Raw genomic sequence first — 17,766 nt, forward strand, 5'->3', positions numbered from 1 at the left:
TTCCTAACCCCTGAACCTATGCCTCGGACTGCCCGGCCATCTGCTCGATCTGGACGACCACGAACTCCGCGGGCTTCACCGGAGCGAAGCCGACCAGCACATTGACCACTCCGCGGTCGATGTCCGCCTGCGTGGTCGTCGAGCTGTCGCACTTGACGAAGTACGAGGTGCGCGGAGTCGTCCCCTGGAACGCCCCCTGCTGGAAGAGTTTCTGCAGGAAGGACTCGACGTTGAGCCGGATCTGCGACCACAGCCGCTCGTCGTTCGGCTCGAAGACCACCCACCGCAGCCCGCGGTAGAGGCTCTCCTCGAGGAACAGCGCCAGCCGCCGTACCGGGACGTATTTCCACTCGGACTGCAGTGCGTCCGCACCCGCCAGCGTCCGCGCGCCCCACACCACCGGGCCGACGACCGGGAAGCTCCGGGCGCAGTTGAGACCCAGCGGGTTGAGCAGCCCGTTCTCCTTGTCGGTGAGCTTGACGCCCAGCGCTCGCACCCCGGAGAGCGGGGTCTCCGTCCCGGCGGGCGCCTTCCACACCCCGCGCGCGGCGTCGGTCCGGGCGTAGACCCCGGCGACGCTGCCGGACGGCGGGAAGGAGCGCAGCCGGCCGGTGAGCGGGTCGATCAGCTCCAACTGCGGGAAATAGAGCGCCGCATGGTCGCTGCGCACCGGGTCGAACGCGGACAGACCGGCCCGCGCCGCGTCCACGGTCGACCAGGTCTGCGGGGCGTCGGCGATGACGAAGAGCCGCTTCTCCTCGGCCAGCGCCTGCGCCGCCGACAGCACGGTGAGCTGGTCCTGGATGTCCGGGTAGGCCGAAATCTCGGGCAGCACCAGGAGGTTGACGTCCTCGACGTCACGCAGCGCCTGCATGCCGCTCTTGCCCGGCTCGCTGCCGATCAGGTCGGTCGGGCCGGGCGCTCCGCCGTCCTCGCCGCCCGCCAGCGCGAAGACCGGCGGGTTGACGCCGCCCTCCAGGCCCAGGTTGTTGGCGGCCTCACCGACGAAACGCACCGTGTCGGCGGGGTCGGTGGAACCGGCCACGATCTGCAGGCGCTTGCCGAAGGCGGTGACGGTGGTCCCCGCGAAGACGCGCCGGCCGGGGGCGTCCGGCAGCGCGCGCAGCTTGCGCTCGAGCAGCAGGGCGAGGTCGGTGACGGTGACCGGGGCCTTGCCGTCCTGCTCAGCGTCGTAGATGCGGAAGGTGCGCTGAACGTTCCCGATCTTGACCTCGATCTGCTGCGTGAGGTCGGGCAGGGTGGCGGCGAAGGGCTTGGAGACGGTGCCCACCGGGTCCGGGCGCTGCTCGGCGAGCACCTTCACCCTGATGGCGTCGGAGCCGCCGTTGACCACGGTCTCGGCGAAGTTGGCGTCGCCGGCCTTGACGGACAGCCCGGAGAAGAACTCGCCGACGCCGCCGGTGATGTCGAAGACCCGCAGGTTGAAGGTGCTGTCCGGGGCGGTGGTGTCGTAGTCCACCGAGAGCCGCAGGCCCGCGCCCCAGGCACCGGGCTGCTCGGCGGTGACCTCCAGGACCGGGGTCTCGGTACTGCTCTCGGTCGAGTGCAGCGTCACGGTGGCCGACTTGCCCGTGCCGGCCGCCACCGCCCGGACGATGACGGCGACCGTGCCGCCGTTGACGAAGAAGTGCTGCACGGCGTAGCTGACCGGGCTCTGCGGGTCGAGGCCGCCGAACTGCCGCTCGTAGTCGGCGAAGCCGGTGATGGTGACGGGCCGGTCCACGGGTCCCCGCCGGGTGCGGCCCACAAAGGCGGTGACCGAGGTGGTCACGGTGCCGATCGTGCGGACGCTGCTGGGCAGTTCCTCGATGTAGACCCCGGGATAGGTCGGTGTCGTCGTCAATTCCCCCTCCATTCCCTTGTCGCACCCGGGGACACGAAGAAGGAGGAAGACGCACACGAACCGCCCGGCGGTGCGCAGTGCGCTGTCGCCGCCGCCGAACGTGCGCGGAGTCACGACATGTACGCGAGCACCGGAAGAGGCCCGGTGCGGCCGTTACCTGATTCCCCCGTCGCAGCCCCCACGGCACCTGTACCGCGGAGGCGTTGCGCTGGTAGTGCATGAAGTCCCTGGTGCCTGAGTGCAGGATGAGTCTCACGGTCCGATTACGCACCGGTCAAGGCATCCATCCGGCCAGTCGCGCTCATTTCCGATCAGGAGCTGATATCTGCACGCCTTGACCCAATCTCCTTCACAACTGGACCTGAGACTCGGCCAGTTGAGGGATCGTCAGCCGCCTTCCGGGAGCTTGGTGTAGTCGATCGCGTGGCTGCCCGCGGCGGGAGCACCCGCAGGTGCGTAGGTCGGCGGCTTGGCCGCTCCGAGGAACCAGCCCCAGCGCGCGCCGTAGCGTTGTTCCAGCACACGGAAGACCGCGTAGTAGACCGTGCCGAAGCCGGTGGTGAGCGCGGAGTTCACGGTGGCGTTGTCCAGATGGACGCCCAGCCGGGCAGCCTGCAGCACGACGAAGGCCACCAGATAGGGCACGAAGGTACGCCAGAGGGACAGGGCTATCTGATACATGACGGTTTCCTGAGTCTTTCGCGGCAGAGGTCACTCGACGGCGAAGCCGTGCGCATGGCCGAGCCTGGTCAGCGAGTCCTTGCCGGGGATGCCGTCGGCCATCATCCCGGTGTAGCCGTAGCGCTTCTGGAGCTCCGAGTAGGCGGCGACGGTCTTGGTGCCGAAGGAGCCGTCGACCCACTTGCGGTCGAGCAACCCCTCGTCGGACAGGGCGAGTTCGACGGTGAGCACATGGTCCGGGTTGCTGGTCGCGCCCTGCGGGGCGCCCGGGTCGCGCCGCGCCGAGTCGACCACCTTGGCGTGCGCGACCGTGGCGAGCGGGATGGCCCCGTGCAGCAGGGCACGCAGCGAACGCTCGCCGGGGACGCCGTCGGCGTCTGCGCCCGAGTAGCCCTGACTGCGCTGGTAGTCCGCGTAGTTGAGGGTGTCGGCGTCGGTCCACTCGGGGCCGGGGCCCTGGTGGTAGTGCTTGCCGAACCCGGCGCCGACCAGTGCCCGGCCGACCGCGGTGACGTGCATGCCCTTGGCGCCGAAGCCGTATTGCAGGCCACCGAGGGTCACTTGACGGCGTGTGGGCTGATCGGGCTGTGGCTTCGGCTGCGGCTTGGGCTGTGGCTTCGGCTGCGGCTGCGGCTGCGGCTGCGGCTCGGGGCTGGTGCCCGAACCCGACGGCCGTGGCGCTCCCTCGCGCACCCACGCGTAGAGCACAGGCCCGGGGCAGGCGGTGGCATACCCGTCCCGGTGGCCCTTGATCTCCGGGCCGGCCGGGCCGTGCTTCTGGCAGTACTCGATCGCGTCCCGCAGGCCGTTGAGCTGGTCCCAGGTGGGTGTGGTGGACCCGGAGGAACCGACCAGCGCGCAGACCGCGTAGTGCGCCTCGTTGAGCGGTACGTTCCCGTTGGCGCTGTTGCGCCGCTCCAGTCCCCGGCCTTCGAAGACCACGCCGTGCTCACAGACCACGAAGCTGTAGCCGATGTCGGACCACTTGTCGAAGTCCATGTGCCCGCTCTGGATGCGTCGCACATAGGCCGCGCAGGTGGAGTGCGGGCCGAAGGTGTAGGACGTGCCCAGGTAGTGGATCTTCACACCCTTGCGCGGCTCGTGGTAGGGGATCGACCCGTTCGGCTCCCGCCAGGGGCGGGCACCCCAATCGGCGCGCGAGACCAACTGCAGCCCGTGCCAGGGCGGTTGGGGTTTCGGATGCGGTGCGGGCTTCGGCTGCGGCGTGGGGCCCGGCTCCGCCGCCGCGCCCGCCCACTCCCTCAGCTGCTGCATCGTGCCGTGGTACACATCGATGTCCATCGGCCGGTCGGTGTACTGATGGAACTTCCACGGAGACCGGATCCTGGGCGCGCCCGGTGTGACGTAGTCCGCTATCCAGAGGAATTCACCCGCGTTGTCATCCGTCCGGAACCAGTAGTCGCGGTCGACGTAGAGGCCGACCCGGTTGTCCGGGTAGTGCCGCTTCACCGCCGCCAGCCACTGGTTCTTCACCTGGGTCGCGTGCGCGTCACTCACGTTCTGGCCGTACGGCTCGAAGTCCAGCGCCAGCAGCTCGCCCTGCGGCACATGGCCGACCACCCGGCAGAAGTGGTCCACCTCGTCCGCCACCGCGTTCTCCGCGTGCAGGAAGTGGTAGTGCCCGACCACCAGACCGCGGCGTCTGGCCTCGGCCAATTTGCGCTTGTAGCTGCTCTGTTCGGTGTGCGCTCCCTCGGTCGCCTTGATGAAGACGAAGCCCGCGTCCCCCGGAATGCCCGACTGGAAGTCGGACACGTCGTACCCCTTGGCGTAAGCCATCGACAGTCCTCCCGTTACCCGGATCCCCGCCAGGCCTCTGCCTGGCGACGGCCCATGGGTAACTCCCAGTAAAGCCGCACCCCAGCCCCAACGTCACGCAGCCCTCAGGACTTTCATCGGTTTTCATCCGTAGACATGGGCGGTCTTCACACGTCTTCCACATGGGCGTGCGGGCGGTCAGGGGGCGGTGGGCCGCCGGGACCGGCACATGGAACAACTCCCCGCTCCGGCAAGGAAGTTCGCCACCAGGTGCCGGGGCTCCCAGTACCCAGGTCGCCCGACGGCGGTTGCGGGCAGCCGGCACTCCCCTACATCCGGCGGAGTAGTCACGATGGCTCCCCCCGCAGGATGACCGCGGCTGTGCCATGGGCGATGCTGTGGTCCGTGACAGCTGATCTTCGCCAGGCCGGAGCCGGAGCCGGAGATGGGAATGGAGACGGAGACGGAGACGCGGGCACCCGTCCGGCGTCCGCTCCGCCGTCCCTCCCTGCCGAGCACGCGCAGCGGCCACTCCGCTCCCGGCCGCGGCGATGGCTGCGGCGCGCCGCGCTGGGCTGTGCCCTCCTGCTGGTGGTCGTCACGGCGGCCTCGTTCGTCTACAACGCCGTCACCGCCGGGCGCGCCACGCCGCCGCGCGGGCTCAGGTACGTGCAGGCCGCCGACATCCGCACGCGCTACCAGACCTGGGGTACGGCGGGCCCGCCGGTCGTCCTGGTGCACGGCGCCTTCGAGTCCGTCGACACCTGGTCACGCCTGGCCCCGCTGCTCGCCCGGGACCACCGGGTGTACGCGCTCGACCTGACGGGAGACGGGTACAGCGAGCGCCACGGCCCGTACACCGTGGACCATTTCACCCGGCAGCTCCTGGGCTTCCTGGACGCCATGCACCTGGGCGGTCCGGGCGAGCGCCCGCTGCTGGTGGGGCACTCCAGCGGAGCCGCCGTGGTCACCGAGGCGGCGCTGTGGGCCCCCGGCCGGCTGGGGGGTGTGATGCTCCTCGACGGCGACGCCCTCGACACGGGTGCCGGGCCGCCGCCGGCCCTCAAGTACGTGCTGATCGACCCGTACCGCACCAGCCTGCTGCGGCTGGGACTCGGCATCGACGCGGTGATCCGCAGCGTGTACGACGCCCAGTGCGGGCCTGCCTGTCCGCACCTGGACGCCGCCGGGCTGGATCAGTGGCGACGCCCGCTCCGGGTGCCGGGCGCGGAGAGCGCGCTGTGGAGCATGCTGGCCGCGGGTGTGCCGGGTCTGCCCGCGGACCGGGTGGCCCGGCTCGCCGGGGTGCGCCTGCCCAAGTCGGTGGTGTTCGGTGCCCAGGACGACGTGTTCACCCGGCGGACGCCGCAGGAGACCGCCCGGCGCATCGGCGCACCGCCTGCCACGCTCATCACGGGCGCCCGGCACCTGTCGATGGTCTCCAGCCCCGAGGCGGTCGCGGCGGCCGTGGACAGACTCACGGCGGCATCGATCGCGGCATCCCGGTGACTCCGCCGCCGCCCCGGTCCGCCCTCCGCATCGGGACTCCAGGTGGTCGCCCCAGCTGAACACCGCCGCAACGCCGTATCCCCGGCCCGCACCGACCAGTACCCTGTTCGCCACTGTGCGTGAGGATGTGCAGACGCTACGCGGGGGAACAGGGCGGATGAGTGTCCGGGAAATGAGGCCTCAGGGCCGACAGCCAGTGCGGCGGGCCGAGGACGAGGACGAGCAGCGGCGGCTGTCGGTGTTCCACCTCGTCGGCCTGGCGGCTGGGGGCATGATCGGTTCCGGCTGGCTGCTGGGGGCGGACGACGCGTTCCGGCGGGCCGGTTCGGACGCCTACCTGGCCTGGGTGTTCGGCGGCCTGCTCATGCTGCTGATCGCCGCGGTCATGGTCGAGTTGGGCACCGTCGCCCCCAAGACGGGCGGGTTGATATTCCTGCCGCTGCAGAGCAGCGGCGCGCTGGTGGCGACGGTGGTCGCGGCCGGCCTGTGGATCTTCTACGCGATCAACCTCTCCAGTGAGGCCGTCGCGATGACGAGGGGCCTGTCCTGGAAGGTCCACGGGCTCCTGGACCCTTCCCAGGCGCTCACCCTCAAAGGCTGGGGCTATGCGCTGGTGTTCATGGCGGCGATCTCCGCGGTGAATCTGGTGGCCCCGCGGATCTTCTTCAGGATCAACTCCTGGCTGACGGTGGTGAAGGTCGTCATCCCCGTCCTGACCGTCGCGCTGCTGATCGTGGCCGGCTTCGACCACCGCAGTCCCCACGCGGGTGGCGGCGGCACCGGAAAAGGCGCGGGGGCCGCCTTGGCAGCGGTCGTCGGCAGCGGCGTTATCTTCGCCTACGTCGGCTTCCAGGGACCGCTGGACTTCGCCGGGAACATCAAGCGGTGGGGTCGGGGAATCGGCGAGGCGGCCCGGCTCCGCAGGGCGGTCTTCGGCACGATCGCCGGGGCGATGGTCCTGTACATCTCGCTTCAGGTCGTCTTCACGAAGTACGAGGCGTCCTACTGGAGTCCGCCCGGCGTCGAGCCGTCGCCCTACGCCCAGTTCGCCTTCGCCCTCTCCCTGTGGTGGCTCGGGTGGCTGCTCAGGATCGGCGCCGTGATCTCGCCCATGGGTGCGGGACTCGTCTTCGCCCATGCGCTCACCCGCGAGGTGGCAGCGCTCAGCCGGGCCCATCTCACGCACCGCGGCCTGCAGACCGCCCGCAAGGCGTCCCTGAAGCGGCGGTACGACGTGTACTGGCTGGTCCTGGTCGTCGACTTCTTCGTCGCGAGCATCGCGTTGCTGGCGGTCGGCGGCAGCTGGAGCTCCCTCGTCGCGATCACCGGAGTCCTGACACTGGTCGTCTACGCCGTCCCGGGCGTCGTCCTCGTGTCGCTCCGCGACCACCTGACCGGCTGGTCCCGCCTGCGGCGCGGCGTCCGCGAGGTCCTGGCGCGGGCCGGTTTCGCCTTGATCGCGCTCATCCTCTACGGGGCGGGCTGGGCCCCCCTGTGGCGGGGCATGGCGACCCTCGCGGTGGGCTGCGCCCTGCTGCTGTGTCTGCCGGTCCTGGCCCGCCGGCTGCCCGCCTTCGGCCGGATGTACGACGCCAAGGTGCACGTGACGGTGTTACGGCACTGGCGCACCAGCCCCGCGGCCCAGGCTGCGCTCTGGCTGGTCGGTCACCTCGCGGTGCTGACGCTGCTGACGCTGCTGGGCGATTCCTCGGTCGGTGTCCTCCCCAAGCTCCTCGGGGGTCTCCTGGCCGTCGCTGCGGCACTCGCGGCCTTCGAGGGCCTGGTCGACGCGTCCAGACGCCACATGGCCGAAGTGGCGCCCATGCTGCCGACTCCGGGCTCCGGCCCCGCCACGGCCGCTAACGCAGCGAACGAATGACCTCCGTGGCCTCCGCCTCGTATCCCCTGCCGCGCAGCTCCTCGACCGCCTCCTCCCGACGGTGCGTGTCGGACCAGCGGCCCACCGTGGCGCGGAGCAGGAAATGCCTGTCCTCTTCCGCCATCGTGCTGGTGCGCAACCGGTCGACGACGAGCGCCACGCCTCGAGGGGTGACACGCTGCTCGTTCTCCAGGCATCGTTCGAGCAGGTCCCAGCCGTCGCGGGGCAGCGCCGCGCCGTACAGGCGGGCGGCGATCTCGGCGATGACCGCACCCGAACCCCGGGGCACCCCGACCGGGTCGGAGGGGTCCGCCAGTTCCTTGCAGGCCAGATCGACAGCCTCGGCGCGGCCGTGGCCCCGCAGCCCTTGGACGTACTCGACGAAGAGCCCGGCGTCGGCGCCCTGTTCGAGGACGCGCGCGGCCAGTCGCTGGGCGATCGTCTGCGCCGCACGGTTGCGGTCCCTCGGCCGCTCGATCCTGACCAGCAGACCGGCCAGATCGGTTCCGGAGCGGCCGTCCGTGTGCACCGCGGCGGCGATGCGCAGCAGCCTCCTGCATTCCGGCTGGGCGTTGAAGTTGCCCAGTACCGTGTCCAGGTAGTCGAGTTCCACCGGCGAGCGGGGCCCGGCCGCTCGCGCCGTCCCCCTGGCCACGATGTCGGCGAGCAGGTCCTTGGTCGTCCTGGTGAGAGCCTCCGAGCGGTGCCAGGCGATGACGATCTCCGCCAGGTGCTCCACGTTGTCGCGCGACGCGGCGTACTCGCGGATCAGCACGCACTTCTCGGCGGCCCCCTGCCTGGCCAGCTGGCCGCAGATTTCAGCGATGTCATGCTGGGACAGCCGTGTGCCGACATGCTCCACGAGAGTGTCGGGGCTGTCGGTCCGGGTGGCGATCAGATGGGCGACGATCCGTCTGGTCTCGGGTACGCGATCCGGAATCCGCAGCTGTGCGTCGACCCACTCCTCCAGGATCCGCTCGGAGGGACTGAGCTGGTGCAGTGCGCCGGCGAGATCCTGGAACTCCCTGGGAATCGGGTACGAGGCCTGCGACGGCACGTGCACGTGCTCGGTGATCGCGACGAGGGTCTGCCGGAGGAGCTCGGCGGCCTCTTCCCCGCACTTCTCGTCGCGCAGCGCGATGTAGAGCAGGGCCTTGTCGAGATTGGTCCGCCCCGAACTCGGTGTGGTGAACACGCGCAGCGTCCTGTCCACCAGCTCGCTCTTTCCGGCGCGACGGCACTCCCTGACGAAGACGGCGACGTCGAGCACCGTCCGCTGGCAGGCGATGTCGTGGATGACGCCGTCCGTCAGCGGCGGGTGCCTGCCCTCGCTCGCGCGCTCGGCGTCCCATTGCCGGATGGCGAGTTCCGCGGCATGGATGATGTTCCGGCTCAGCGCCGCCGTGGCCACCATGTTGACGGCGTCCCGGTAGTCGAAACTCACCGCGCATTCGATGAGCCGGTCGATGGTGCTGAGCATGGCGAACGCGTGCAGGGCCCTGATCGCGTTGGCGGGCCGGGGCCTCTCGCTGCTCCCGGTGACGGGCTGCTCGCCCTCCCGCATGGCCTGCATGCGCTCCTTGAAGGCGGCGACCGAGCACTTGGTCACCCATTCATAGCCGAAGCCCCACGGCTCCGTCGCACCGTCGCCCTCGGAACTCCTGGCCACGCCGGAGCCCGCGGCCTTCTGGCCCTCCGTCATACGCGCAGTGCCTTCTCCACCTGGTTCCAGTAGCGGGCAAAGGCATGGGGCGAGCTGAACGCCTGGTTGGCCCTGACGTCGATGTGCCGCGCGAGATGCCGGCTGGCCTCATCCGGCCTGGAGCTGAGCAGGGCGACCACGTCGCCGGTCTTCCGCTCGTCCTTCAGCAGTTCGTCGAGGCGGGAGTCCCGGTCCATCAGCAACGTCCTGACCCAGTCCGAGGGCTCGACCGGGAGCTGCGGGACCGGGTCGCGCTTCTTGAGTTCCATCTGGTTGGTGAAGAGCGGGGTGCCGTCACGGGCGTCGTTCAGCGACATCCTCGGTACCTGGTGCTGGGCACCTGTGCAGTTCTCCATCTCCTTCTTCACCGCCTCCCGCAGGAGGCCGATGGTGAGCTGGTGATTGTGGTCCTTCGTGCCATCCTGCAGTACGTGCAGCAGATGCCCGCTGAACGGTGTGCACTTCGAGAGGTTCCCCGGCAGGGCTGAACAACCGTCGGCGGGTGCGAAGTTGGCGTTCTTGACGGCCGTGAACACACAGGTGCCCTCGTCCAGCGCGCCCAGCACTCCGGGAAGGACGGGCTCCTCCCCCAGCTGGGGCAGCAGGTTCGAGTAACAGCAGTCGGCGATCAGGACCTTCAGCCTCGCCCTGGCCTTGCGCATGACGCGGTAGACATACCAACTGGAAAGCCAGGTCCACGGCTTGTCCCGGTAGGACGAGCCCACGGAGAAATGGACCTGCGCGCCGGGAACGTCACTCCAGTACTGACCGTGGCCGACGTACACCACCAGGAGTATGTCGTCGGGCCCCGTCTCGTCGGCGGCCTCCTGCAACGCCCTCATCACGCCGTCGGCCGTCTGGACCTCGTCCTCGGTCAGGACCCGGCAGCAGTCGGCACCCCACATCTCGTCGCCCGCGAGAACCTCGCCGTACATACGCGCGCTCTCGCCGATCGGCGGATGGCTGTCCATCCCCGAATCGACGGCGTACCCGGCCGGTCCTATCACCACCGCACGGGACGCCATCTCAGCTGTCCAGCCCTTCCGCCGTCGGCTCCGCCGCGGAGTCGGGTACGGACTCGGTGCCGACCGAGGTCTCGGGCGGATCCAGCCGCTCATCGCGCCAGCGCTCGACCACCCGCTTCACGGCGTCCACCGCGGCCGACACGGTCATCTCGGTCGCCTTGCCGACCGCGGCCACGAGGACGACCTCGACGATGCCGCCGGTCAGCACCCTGCCCTGGTCGACGGGCGACGAACGCCACGACAGACCGGTCGCCGCCGCCAGCTCGTCAAGCATCCGGTCCCGGTCGTCCAGACCGGTCAGCCCCTTGACGGTCACCGAGATCCTCGTAGCCATGCCAACGCCCCCGCCTCGAGCTCAGGTCCACAACCAGGACGCCGAAACCGGTTCCGCGGTTCCCCGCGTCAACGCCCATACCAGCGTACTCACCGGGGCAAGCCGCCCCGGGGTGATGAGCACGACCATGCGGTGGCGCTGGTTGAGCCCGGCGGGCGTCGGCATCGAGGATCTTCGCTTACTACGGCGTACTTCCAGAGCCCGGCTGGAGCGCGCTGACGCTGAGGATGCCGACCGTCCCGGCGCAGGCCTTGGAGTTGTAGGCGACGTAGATCGGGGTCGTCTGGCCCGGCGGGTAGACCTGGAGGTACTGGGTGGCGGTCGGGTGGCACTGCGTCGTGGGGTAGTTGCCGGCGTCCGTGATCCTCAGCAGGGCGTTGCCGGTCGCCCCCGGTGCCAGCGTCACCAGCGCGCGGGGTGCGGTGGTGTTCCGTGTGGCGGCGGGGCCGATCTGATGAACGGGGCTGCCGCCGGCCAGCGACACGCCAGGGTAGCCGTACAGGGTGCAGGTGATCTGCGAGATGTTGGTGAAGTCGATCACCTGGTAGACGCTCCCGGCGGTGCCCTGGCTGACACCCGGTCTGGCGTTCAGGGACCGGGTCGGGCAGGCAGCGACGGTGCGCCCACGCGTTGTTCCGGCCGGTTGCGCCTGGGCGCCGGTACGCGTACTGCCGGCCCGAGCCGTGGTGGCCACGGCCGGCGTTGTCGCGGTCGGCGTTGCCGCACCCGGCGCCGACGTGGCCGGCGCGCCAGAAGCCGTGTCCGCGGCTGTGCCACCGGAGGAGGAGGCCGAGCCCGCGCTGCAGCCGGTGGCGAGCACCGCGACGCAGGTGAGCGCGGCGGCGGGGAGCACTCGCCGGAGCGTGAGGGGAGAGGACATCGCGGTTGCCTTTCTGCTGCGCGAAGCGGCTCCTTGGCCGTTCGACACTCATGACGCTCCAGTTGCCGCGCCGGTTGTACCGGACGCGTACCAGTGGTTTCACCGTTACGTCACGCCGCTCGGCACCGCGGACGGCTCGGCCCTATGTCCTGCCTGTCACGTTCGTCCACGCGTTCCCGCTCCCGTTCGTCCGTGCTCCGAACGCGGCGAACCAGTCCAGCATGTGGCCGTCGGTGACGGCGCCCGGGCCGGTGACGTCGGCCGTGTTCGCGCCCTGCAGCAGCCGTTTGACCGGCACCTCGAGCCTCTTCCCGGTCAGCGTGCGGGGCAGTGCGGGCACCCGCACGATCACGTCGGGCACATGGCGTGGGGACAACTGGTGTCTGATGGCCGCGGTGATCCGCTCCCGGAGGCCGTCGTCGGATTCCCCGCCGTCCTCGGTCACGACGAACAGCGGCATGAAGTAGCCGCCGTCGGCCTGCTCGACACCGACGACGAAGCTGTCCGCGATGCCGGACAGCTGCTCCACCACCGCGTAGGTGTCGGCCGAACCCATGCGCACCCCCATGCGGTTGAGCGTGGAGTCGGAACGGCCGGAGACGACGACCGACAGGTCCGCTTCCACGGTCACCGAGTCACCGTGCCGCCACATGCCCGGGTAGGTGGCGAAGTAGCCGGCCCGGTAGCGTGCGTCACCGGGGTCGTCGACGGGCACCGTTCGGCGAAGTTCAGCCGTGCGCCGGTGAACCAGCGGGCTCCCGGTATGGTGGCCTCGCCCAGCACCTCGTCGTACCCGGTGACGGCGTCCAGCCCGTAGTACTCCCACACCGCCGACCAGAAGCCCGCGAGATCGGTGGAGCTCCACCGCCACAGCTCGGCGTAGTCGGCGAAGCGCAGGCCGCGGGTCTCCTCCAGCCATTCCATGAACACCGCGACGTTGGAGTCCTCCAGTTCGCGGCGTCCCGGTGTCCACAGCAGCTCGGTGTCCGGCGTCATGGGTGCCCTCCGGTGGGGGTCGCCCCGAGCGGCTTGCCGGCGGTGTCGGTCTCCAGCATGCGGATCAGTTCCTCGGCCAGGGGCCACTCGCCGTAACCCGAGGCGGGGTTGAGGTGGCCGACCGCGCCCAGCTCCACGAGGCGGCTGCCCCAGCTGCGGGCCAGCCCGGCGACGCGCTCCGGGGTGCCGAGAGGGTCGTCGGCGCTGGCGGCGACGAGGCTGGGGAAGGGCAGCGGTGCGCGGGGCACGGGGGTCCAGCCGTGGTCCGCCAGGTCGGCGGGGGTGGGGTAGCCGTCCGGCAGCGGTGTGTCGAAGTCCGGTGGCGTGGCGAGCAGCGCGCCGCGCACGTCGGCGTGGTGGCGCCCGGCCCAGTGCACGGTGGTGACCGCTCCGGCGCTGTGGGCGACCAGCAGGACCGGTCCGTCCAGGGGCGCCAGCGTGGCGGCCAGGTTGCCGACCTGGACGTCCAGACCGAGTCGGTTCCCCTCCACCGGGGGAACGGTGCGGACGGCGCGGCCGGCCTGGGCCAGCCGTTCCGCCAGCAGGGTCTGCCAGTGGTCGGCGACGTGGTCGCGCAGACCGGGGACGATGACCACGGTGGGTTCCGCGGTGGGGCTCATGAGGGGATCTCCGACGGGTGCTTGGGCTCCGCCTTCACGGCGAGGTCGTCGAGGCGGAGGAGGTCGCGTTCGTACCAGTGCCGGCCGACCAGGAAGGCCACCGTGGCCGCGACCGCGACGAGGGGCACGATGCGCAGGGCACCCAGCAGGCCGAAGCGGTCCGCGAGCGCACCCGTGACAGCGGGGCCCGGGGCCAGCCCGAGCAGGCTGTTGGCCAGGGTGAGGGTGGCGAACGCGGTCGCCGCGATGGAGGAGGGGGTCAGGTTGGCCACCATGGCCGCCGCCGGTCCGGCGGAACCGGCCGACAGCAGGGCGCCTGCCGCCAGGGTCAGCAACTGGGCCGGTCCTGTGGGCAGTTGGAAGGCGAGGGTCAGCAGGAGGAGTGAGCCGAGGCTGCAGCCCACGGCGACGGCCCACTTGCGGATCGGGGTGGTGGAGCTGACGCGGTCGGAGGCGATGCCTCCGAAGATCATCCCGAGGCCGATGATCATCGCGTAGCCGCCGGCGACCGCGCCCGCTCTGGCCGTGGTCATGTGGTAGGAGCGGTTGAAGAAGCTGGGCAGCCAGGACAGGAGCGCGCCCGCGATGAACAGTTGCAGTCCGCTGCCGACGTAGGCGCTGACGACGGAGACGGAGGAGAACAGGCGGGGCAGGTGGGCGCGCAGCCGCCGCTCCTGCGCGCCGCCCTCGCCGCCGGTGGACTGTCCGCGCGGCGCCAGTCTGCTCTCCTTGACCACGATGCCGTACACCGCGGCGAGGACCAGGCCGAAGATCCCCATCGCGGCGAACGCCCAGCGCCAGCCCGCCGCCTGGGCCACGGCGCCGCCGACGGCGACGCCGAGCACCGAGCCGAAGGCGCCGCCCGCGATGAAGGCACCGGAGAGGGTGGCCCGAAGGGCGACCGGAAAGACGCTGAGGACCACGGCGATTCCCACACTGCCGTAGGCCGCCTCACCGATGCCGACGAAGAGCCGGCCGACGAACATCTCGCCGTAGCCCGCCGATACGGCACACCCGAGGGTGGCCAGGCTCCACAGCGTGGCGGCGAGCAGCAGGCTGCGCACCCGCCCCCAGCGGTCGGCCATGAGGGACATGGGGAAGGTGAGCACGCCGACCGCCAGGGCCACGATGCCGCTGAGCGACCCCAGGGCGGCGTCGGACAGCAGCCATTGGGCCTTCAGCATCGGGAAGACGGCGTTGAGGACCTGGCGGGACATGTAGTCGGACAGCAGCAGGCCGAAGCCGAGTGCGAAGACCGTCCAGGCATAACCTCTGGACACGGGCCAGGCCGGCGCGGACGCGGCCGGGGCCGTGGACTGCGCAGTGGTGTGAAACTCCATTGTCATCACCTCGACTGCTCGGGAAGTGGCAGGTCAGAACGGTCTGTCGCCCACGATTCCGGCGCGCTCCATCTTGCGGACGGCGGGCCAGTAGTCCTGTACGGCGTAGTGCTGGGTGGAGCGGTTGTCCCAGATGGCCACGCTGTTCGGACTCCAGCGCCAGCGCACCTGGTACTCCGGGATGGCGGCCTGGCTGATCAGATAGGCGAGCAGGTGGCTCGCGCCCGGCGCGTAGTCCTGGCCGAAACGCACGTTCTCGGGCGTGTGGTAGTTGACGAAGTGCGTCGCGAAGGCGTTGACGAACAGGATCTTCTCGCCCGTCTCGGGGTGGGTGCGCACGACCGGGTGCTCGGCGTCCGGGAACCGCTCCTTCAGCGCGTGGCGCTGTTCCTCGGGCATGACGGCGCCGAAGGTGGCCTCGATGCTGTGGCGGGCGCGCAGCCCCTCGATCCGCGTCTTGATGTGGTCGGGAAGCCGGCGGTACGCCTCGGCCATGTCGACCCAGATCGTGTCACCGCCGACCGGGGGCGATTCGACGCAGCGCAGCACGGCCCCCATCGAGGGGTTCACCCGCCAGGTGCCGTCCGTGTGCAGGGCGTTCTCGTAGTGCTCCGGGGGGCTGTCCAGGTCCTTGTAGATCCGGACCAGTCCGGGGTGGTCGGGGTCGCTGCCGGCGACGGGGTGGTCCTCCAGCGGGCCGAAGCGCGAGGCGAACGCGACGTGGTCGGCACGCGAGATGTCCTGGTCCCGCAGGAAGAGGACCTTGTACCGCAGCAGCAGGCTCTTGATCTCGGCGAACAGGTCGTCGTCACGGGCCGCGTCGGCGAGGTTCACACCGGTGATCTCTGCTCCGATGGTGCAGGTGAGCGGCTCGGCCTCGATCGAGGTACGGCACGCACCGGGGCGTACCGGCGCCGGGGCGTGCCGCGGCGACGACGAGAGGGTGTCTGGCATGGGTGCTCACTCCCTGGGTGGATACGGGGTGCGCCCTCTCACAGGACGAAGACCGAGGACCCGGTGGTCCGGCCGGCTTCCAGGTCGCGGTGCGCCTGCTCCGCGTCCTCGAGGGCGTAGCGCTGATTTATTTCGATCTTGATGCGCCCGGAGGCGACGTGCTCGAACAGCTCGCCGGCCAGCGCGGCGCGCTCGGCGGGGTCGGCGATGTAGTCGGCCAGGGCGGGCCGGGTGACGAACAGCGAGCCCTGGACGGCGAGTTGCATCGCGTCGATGGGTGGTACGGGACCGGAAGCGGTGCCGAAGCAGACCAGCAGGCCGCGGCGGGACAGCGAGGCCAGGGAGCCGGCGAAGGTGTCCTTGCCGACGCTGTCGAGAACCAGCGGCACTCCGGCGCCGTCGGTCAGTTCCCGCACCCTGTCGGCGACGTTCTCCTGCCGGTAGCGGATGACGTGCCGGCATCCGTGTGCGCGGGCGATCTCCGCCTTCTCCTCGCTGGAGACCGTTCCGATGACACGGATGCCGAGCAGTGCGGCCCACTGGGACACGATCAGGCCCACACCGCCGGCCGCCGCGTGCAGCAGTATCGTGTCCCCCTCCCGCAGCGGGTGGATCCTGCGCAGCAGATAGGCCGCCGTCAGGCCGCGCATGGTCATCGCGGCCGCCGTCTCGCAGCTGATGCCGGCGGGCAGCCTGATCAGGTGCGAGGCGTCCATGACCCGTTCGGTGCTGTAGGCCCCCAGCGGGCTCCCGGTGTACGTCACCCGGTCCCCCGGGGCGACGTGGGTGACGCCCTCGCCGACGGCTTCCACCACTCCGGCGGCCTCGACGCCGATGCCGTCGGGCAGCCGTACCGGGTAGAGCCCGGTACGGAAGTAGGTGTCGGCGAAGTTCAGGCCGACGGCCTCGTGCCGGATGCGCACCTGGCCCGGTCCGGGGTCGCCGACGGACACCTCCTCCCAGGTGAGGACGTCAGGGCCACCGGTTTCGTAGAAGCGGACGGCGTGTGCCACGGAGAGCTCCCGGAGGGGGTCGCAGGGGTGGGGTAGGGGGGCCGTGGATCAGGCCTGGACGTCGCGCAGCATGAAGCCGCGCTGTCCCGGTCGGCGGTTGGGCACCATGCCGAGCCGGGCGAGGGTCTCGTCGGCATCCGCGTAGTACTCGCCGAGCTTGTAGATCCGCTTGGCGTCCGCTCCCGTGGCGATCTCCCGGCCGAGCGCCTCGGAGATCCTCACCATCTGCTCGACCTGGGCCACGGAGGACATCCGCTCGCCCTTGGCGCGCCACAGGTTGTCCTCGTTGCCGACGCGCACGTGCTGGCCGAGGGCGATGGCGACGGCGTTCATCGGGGCCACGGCGCGCATGGAGCTCTCGATCGTCAGGACGGCGCCGTCCGGCACGCGGCGGATGAACTCGACCAGGTCGGCGGGGTGCCGGCCGGCGAAACCGCCGCCGATGGCCACGTAGTTGAGGATCAGCGGCCCGGTGTGGACGCCCGCGCGGATCAGCCGCTCCACGGTCTCCAGCTGGGCCAGGTGGGCCAGCTGGAAGTGGGGCTGGATGCCGTTCGCGTGCAGGCGCCTGAGGTGCTCGAGGTAGAACTCCGGACCGGCCTCGACGACCATGTCGCGGTAGGCGCGGTAGTAGTCCGGCTTCGCGATCGACGTGCCCTCCAGGTCGTCGTCGTTCATGATCTCGACGATGTTCATCTGGCTGGTGTTGATCGCGATCGTCACCTGGTCCGGCGCCGGGGTGAGTTCGGCCAGCAGGTGGCGGGTGTCGTAGGCGAGCCACTTGGCGTCACCGCCCTCCCCCTCGGGGGCGAAGGAGATCGAGCCGCCGATCTGGAGCACCATGTCCGGCACTGCCTCGCGCAGCCGCCCGAGCAGCTCGTTGAACATGGACATCCGCTTGGAGCCCTTGCCGTCGAGCTCACGGACGTGGATGTGGAGCACCGTCGCGCCGGCGTTGTAGCAGTCGACGGCCGCCTGTACGTGCTCGTCCATGGTCAGTGGCAGGTCGTCCGCGTCTCCGGGAAGCCACTCGGGGCCGTACGGCGCGGCCTGGATCACCAGCTTTTCCTGGTTCTCGGGAAAGAGAGAGTCGTCGTGGAAGTGCACGGTGCTTCTCCTTGTCGCAGGGGTGAGCGCGTCACGGGGCAGGCGGCGGACGCGACAACGGGGCACGCGGCAGCGGACGTCCG

At 70.4% G+C, this 17,766-nt stretch carries 16 protein-coding genes; 2 read left to right on the top strand and 14 right to left on the bottom strand.

All coding sequences use genetic code 11. The features are described from left to right. Positions 1-16: 16 nt before the first annotated feature. From ACWDEN_RS35700 to ACWDEN_RS35710, 3 genes are all read right to left on the bottom strand, one after another. Positions 17-1,876: a phage tail sheath family protein gene (locus ACWDEN_RS35700; protein ID WP_450862102.1), complete on the bottom strand. Its 1,860-nt coding sequence runs from the start codon at positions 1,874-1,876 to the stop codon at positions 17-19. Positions 1,877-2,251: 375 nt separating this feature from the next. Beyond that, a complete protein-coding gene (locus ACWDEN_RS35705; protein ID WP_351617282.1) occupies positions 2,252-2,545 on the bottom strand; it encodes a hypothetical protein in 294 nt (97 codons plus the stop codon). A gap of 30 nt (positions 2,546-2,575) precedes the next feature. Continuing rightward, positions 2,576-4,345, bottom strand: coding sequence for a peptidoglycan-binding protein (locus tag ACWDEN_RS35710; protein WP_450862068.1), 1,770 nt, complete (start codon positions 4,343-4,345; stop codon positions 2,576-2,578). 570 nt (positions 4,346-4,915) lie between these two features. Between ACWDEN_RS35710 and ACWDEN_RS35715 the strand changes: the two genes are divergently transcribed. Together ACWDEN_RS35715 and ACWDEN_RS35720 are read left to right on the top strand one after the other, a co-directional pair. Then, the gene (locus ACWDEN_RS35715) at positions 4,916-5,833 is read left to right on the top strand and encodes an alpha/beta fold hydrolase (RefSeq protein ID WP_351617287.1); all 918 of its coding nucleotides are present in this window, start codon (positions 4,916-4,918) and stop codon (positions 5,831-5,833) included. A gap of 172 nt (positions 5,834-6,005) precedes the next feature. Then, positions 6,006-7,712 carry an APC family permease gene (locus ACWDEN_RS35720; protein WP_351617290.1) on the top strand — a complete coding sequence of 569 codons (1,707 nt, stop codon included), beginning with the start codon at positions 6,006-6,008 and terminating at the stop codon, positions 7,710-7,712. On the opposite strand, the gene ACWDEN_RS35725 is transcribed toward ACWDEN_RS35720, so the two are convergent. From ACWDEN_RS35725 to ACWDEN_RS35775, 11 genes are all read right to left on the bottom strand, one after another. Then, entirely contained in the window at positions 7,693-9,414 is a 1,722-nt protein-coding gene (locus ACWDEN_RS35725) for a hypothetical protein (protein ID WP_351617293.1), read from the bottom strand. The two genes, ACWDEN_RS35720 and ACWDEN_RS35725, sit on opposite strands and share 20 nt — an antisense overlap. After that, positions 9,411-10,439, bottom strand: a complete 1,029-nt coding sequence (locus ACWDEN_RS35730; RefSeq protein ID WP_351617296.1) for a hypothetical protein — start codon at positions 10,437-10,439, stop codon at positions 9,411-9,413. The genes ACWDEN_RS35725 and ACWDEN_RS35730 overlap by 4 nt, the downstream gene beginning before the upstream one ends. Position 10,440: 1 nt before the next feature. Further along, entirely contained in the window at positions 10,441-10,773 is a 333-nt protein-coding gene (locus ACWDEN_RS35735; RefSeq protein WP_351617299.1) for a hypothetical protein, read from the bottom strand. A gap of 181 nt (positions 10,774-10,954) precedes the next feature. Next, entirely contained in the window at positions 10,955-11,653 is a 699-nt protein-coding gene (locus tag ACWDEN_RS35740) for a DUF4232 domain-containing protein (RefSeq protein ID WP_351617301.1), read from the bottom strand. Between the two features lie 142 nt (positions 11,654-11,795). Then, the gene (locus ACWDEN_RS35745; RefSeq protein ID WP_450862071.1) at positions 11,796-12,368 is read right to left on the bottom strand and encodes an AMP-binding enzyme; all 573 of its coding nucleotides are present in this window, start codon (positions 12,366-12,368) and stop codon (positions 11,796-11,798) included. Then, positions 12,281-12,649 (bottom strand): acetyl-coenzyme A synthetase N-terminal domain-containing protein, encoded by a 369-nt coding sequence (locus tag ACWDEN_RS35750; RefSeq protein ID WP_351617304.1) that lies wholly within the window; start codon positions 12,647-12,649, stop codon positions 12,281-12,283. Before ACWDEN_RS35750 ends, ACWDEN_RS35745 begins: the two co-directional genes overlap by 88 nt. Further along, positions 12,646-13,269, bottom strand: a complete 624-nt coding sequence (locus ACWDEN_RS35755) for an RBBP9/YdeN family alpha/beta hydrolase (RefSeq protein ID WP_351617307.1) — start codon at positions 13,267-13,269, stop codon at positions 12,646-12,648. The genes ACWDEN_RS35750 and ACWDEN_RS35755 overlap by 4 nt, the downstream gene beginning before the upstream one ends. Continuing rightward, positions 13,266-14,609: an MFS transporter gene (locus ACWDEN_RS35760; RefSeq protein ID WP_351617310.1), complete on the bottom strand. Its 1,344-nt coding sequence runs from the start codon at positions 14,607-14,609 to the stop codon at positions 13,266-13,268. The genes ACWDEN_RS35755 and ACWDEN_RS35760 overlap by 4 nt, the downstream gene beginning before the upstream one ends. Positions 14,610-14,642: 33 nt before the next feature. Next, a complete protein-coding gene (locus tag ACWDEN_RS35765) occupies positions 14,643-15,563 on the bottom strand; it encodes a TauD/TfdA dioxygenase family protein (protein ID WP_351617313.1) in 921 nt (306 codons plus the stop codon). A 38-nt stretch (positions 15,564-15,601) separates the two neighbouring features. Beyond that, positions 15,602-16,576 (bottom strand): quinone oxidoreductase family protein, encoded by a 975-nt coding sequence (locus ACWDEN_RS35770; protein WP_351617316.1) that lies wholly within the window; start codon positions 16,574-16,576, stop codon positions 15,602-15,604. 48 nt (positions 16,577-16,624) lie between these two features. Further along, positions 16,625-17,683 carry a BKACE family enzyme gene (locus tag ACWDEN_RS35775; protein ID WP_351617318.1) on the bottom strand — a complete coding sequence of 353 codons (1,059 nt, stop codon included), beginning with the start codon at positions 17,681-17,683 and terminating at the stop codon, positions 16,625-16,627. Positions 17,684-17,766 lie beyond the last annotated feature (83 nt).

Source organism: Streptomyces sp. NPDC001153 (assembly GCF_053598315.1).

Excerpts from the sequence above, each read along its gene's own strand:
- ACWDEN_RS35700 (WP_450862102.1), bottom strand. The coding sequence starts at position 1,876 with ATGGAGGGGGAATTGACGACGACACCGACCTATCCCGGGGTCTACATC.
- ACWDEN_RS35705 (WP_351617282.1), bottom strand. The coding sequence starts at position 2,545 with ATGTATCAGATAGCCCTGTCCCTCTGGCGTACCTTCGTGCCCTATCTG.
- ACWDEN_RS35710 (WP_450862068.1), bottom strand. The coding sequence starts at position 4,345 with ATGGCTTACGCCAAGGGGTACGACGTGTCCGACTTCCAGTCGGGCATT.
- ACWDEN_RS35720 (WP_351617290.1), top strand. The coding sequence starts at position 6,006 with ATGAGGCCTCAGGGCCGACAGCCAGTGCGGCGGGCCGAGGACGAGGAC.
- ACWDEN_RS35725 (WP_351617293.1), bottom strand. The coding sequence starts at position 9,414 with ATGACGGAGGGCCAGAAGGCCGCGGGCTCCGGCGTGGCCAGGAGTTCC.
- ACWDEN_RS35730 (WP_351617296.1), bottom strand. The coding sequence starts at position 10,439 with ATGGCGTCCCGTGCGGTGGTGATAGGACCGGCCGGGTACGCCGTCGAT.
- ACWDEN_RS35735 (WP_351617299.1), bottom strand. The coding sequence starts at position 10,773 with ATGGCTACGAGGATCTCGGTGACCGTCAAGGGGCTGACCGGTCTGGAC.
- ACWDEN_RS35740 (WP_351617301.1), bottom strand. The coding sequence starts at position 11,653 with ATGTCCTCTCCCCTCACGCTCCGGCGAGTGCTCCCCGCCGCCGCGCTC.
- ACWDEN_RS35750 (WP_351617304.1), bottom strand. The coding sequence starts at position 12,649 with ATGACGCCGGACACCGAGCTGCTGTGGACACCGGGACGCCGCGAACTG.
- ACWDEN_RS35755 (WP_351617307.1), bottom strand. The coding sequence starts at position 13,269 with ATGAGCCCCACCGCGGAACCCACCGTGGTCATCGTCCCCGGTCTGCGC.
- ACWDEN_RS35760 (WP_351617310.1), bottom strand. The coding sequence starts at position 14,609 with ATGGAGTTTCACACCACTGCGCAGTCCACGGCCCCGGCCGCGTCCGCG.
- ACWDEN_RS35765 (WP_351617313.1), bottom strand. The coding sequence starts at position 15,563 with ATGCCAGACACCCTCTCGTCGTCGCCGCGGCACGCCCCGGCGCCGGTA.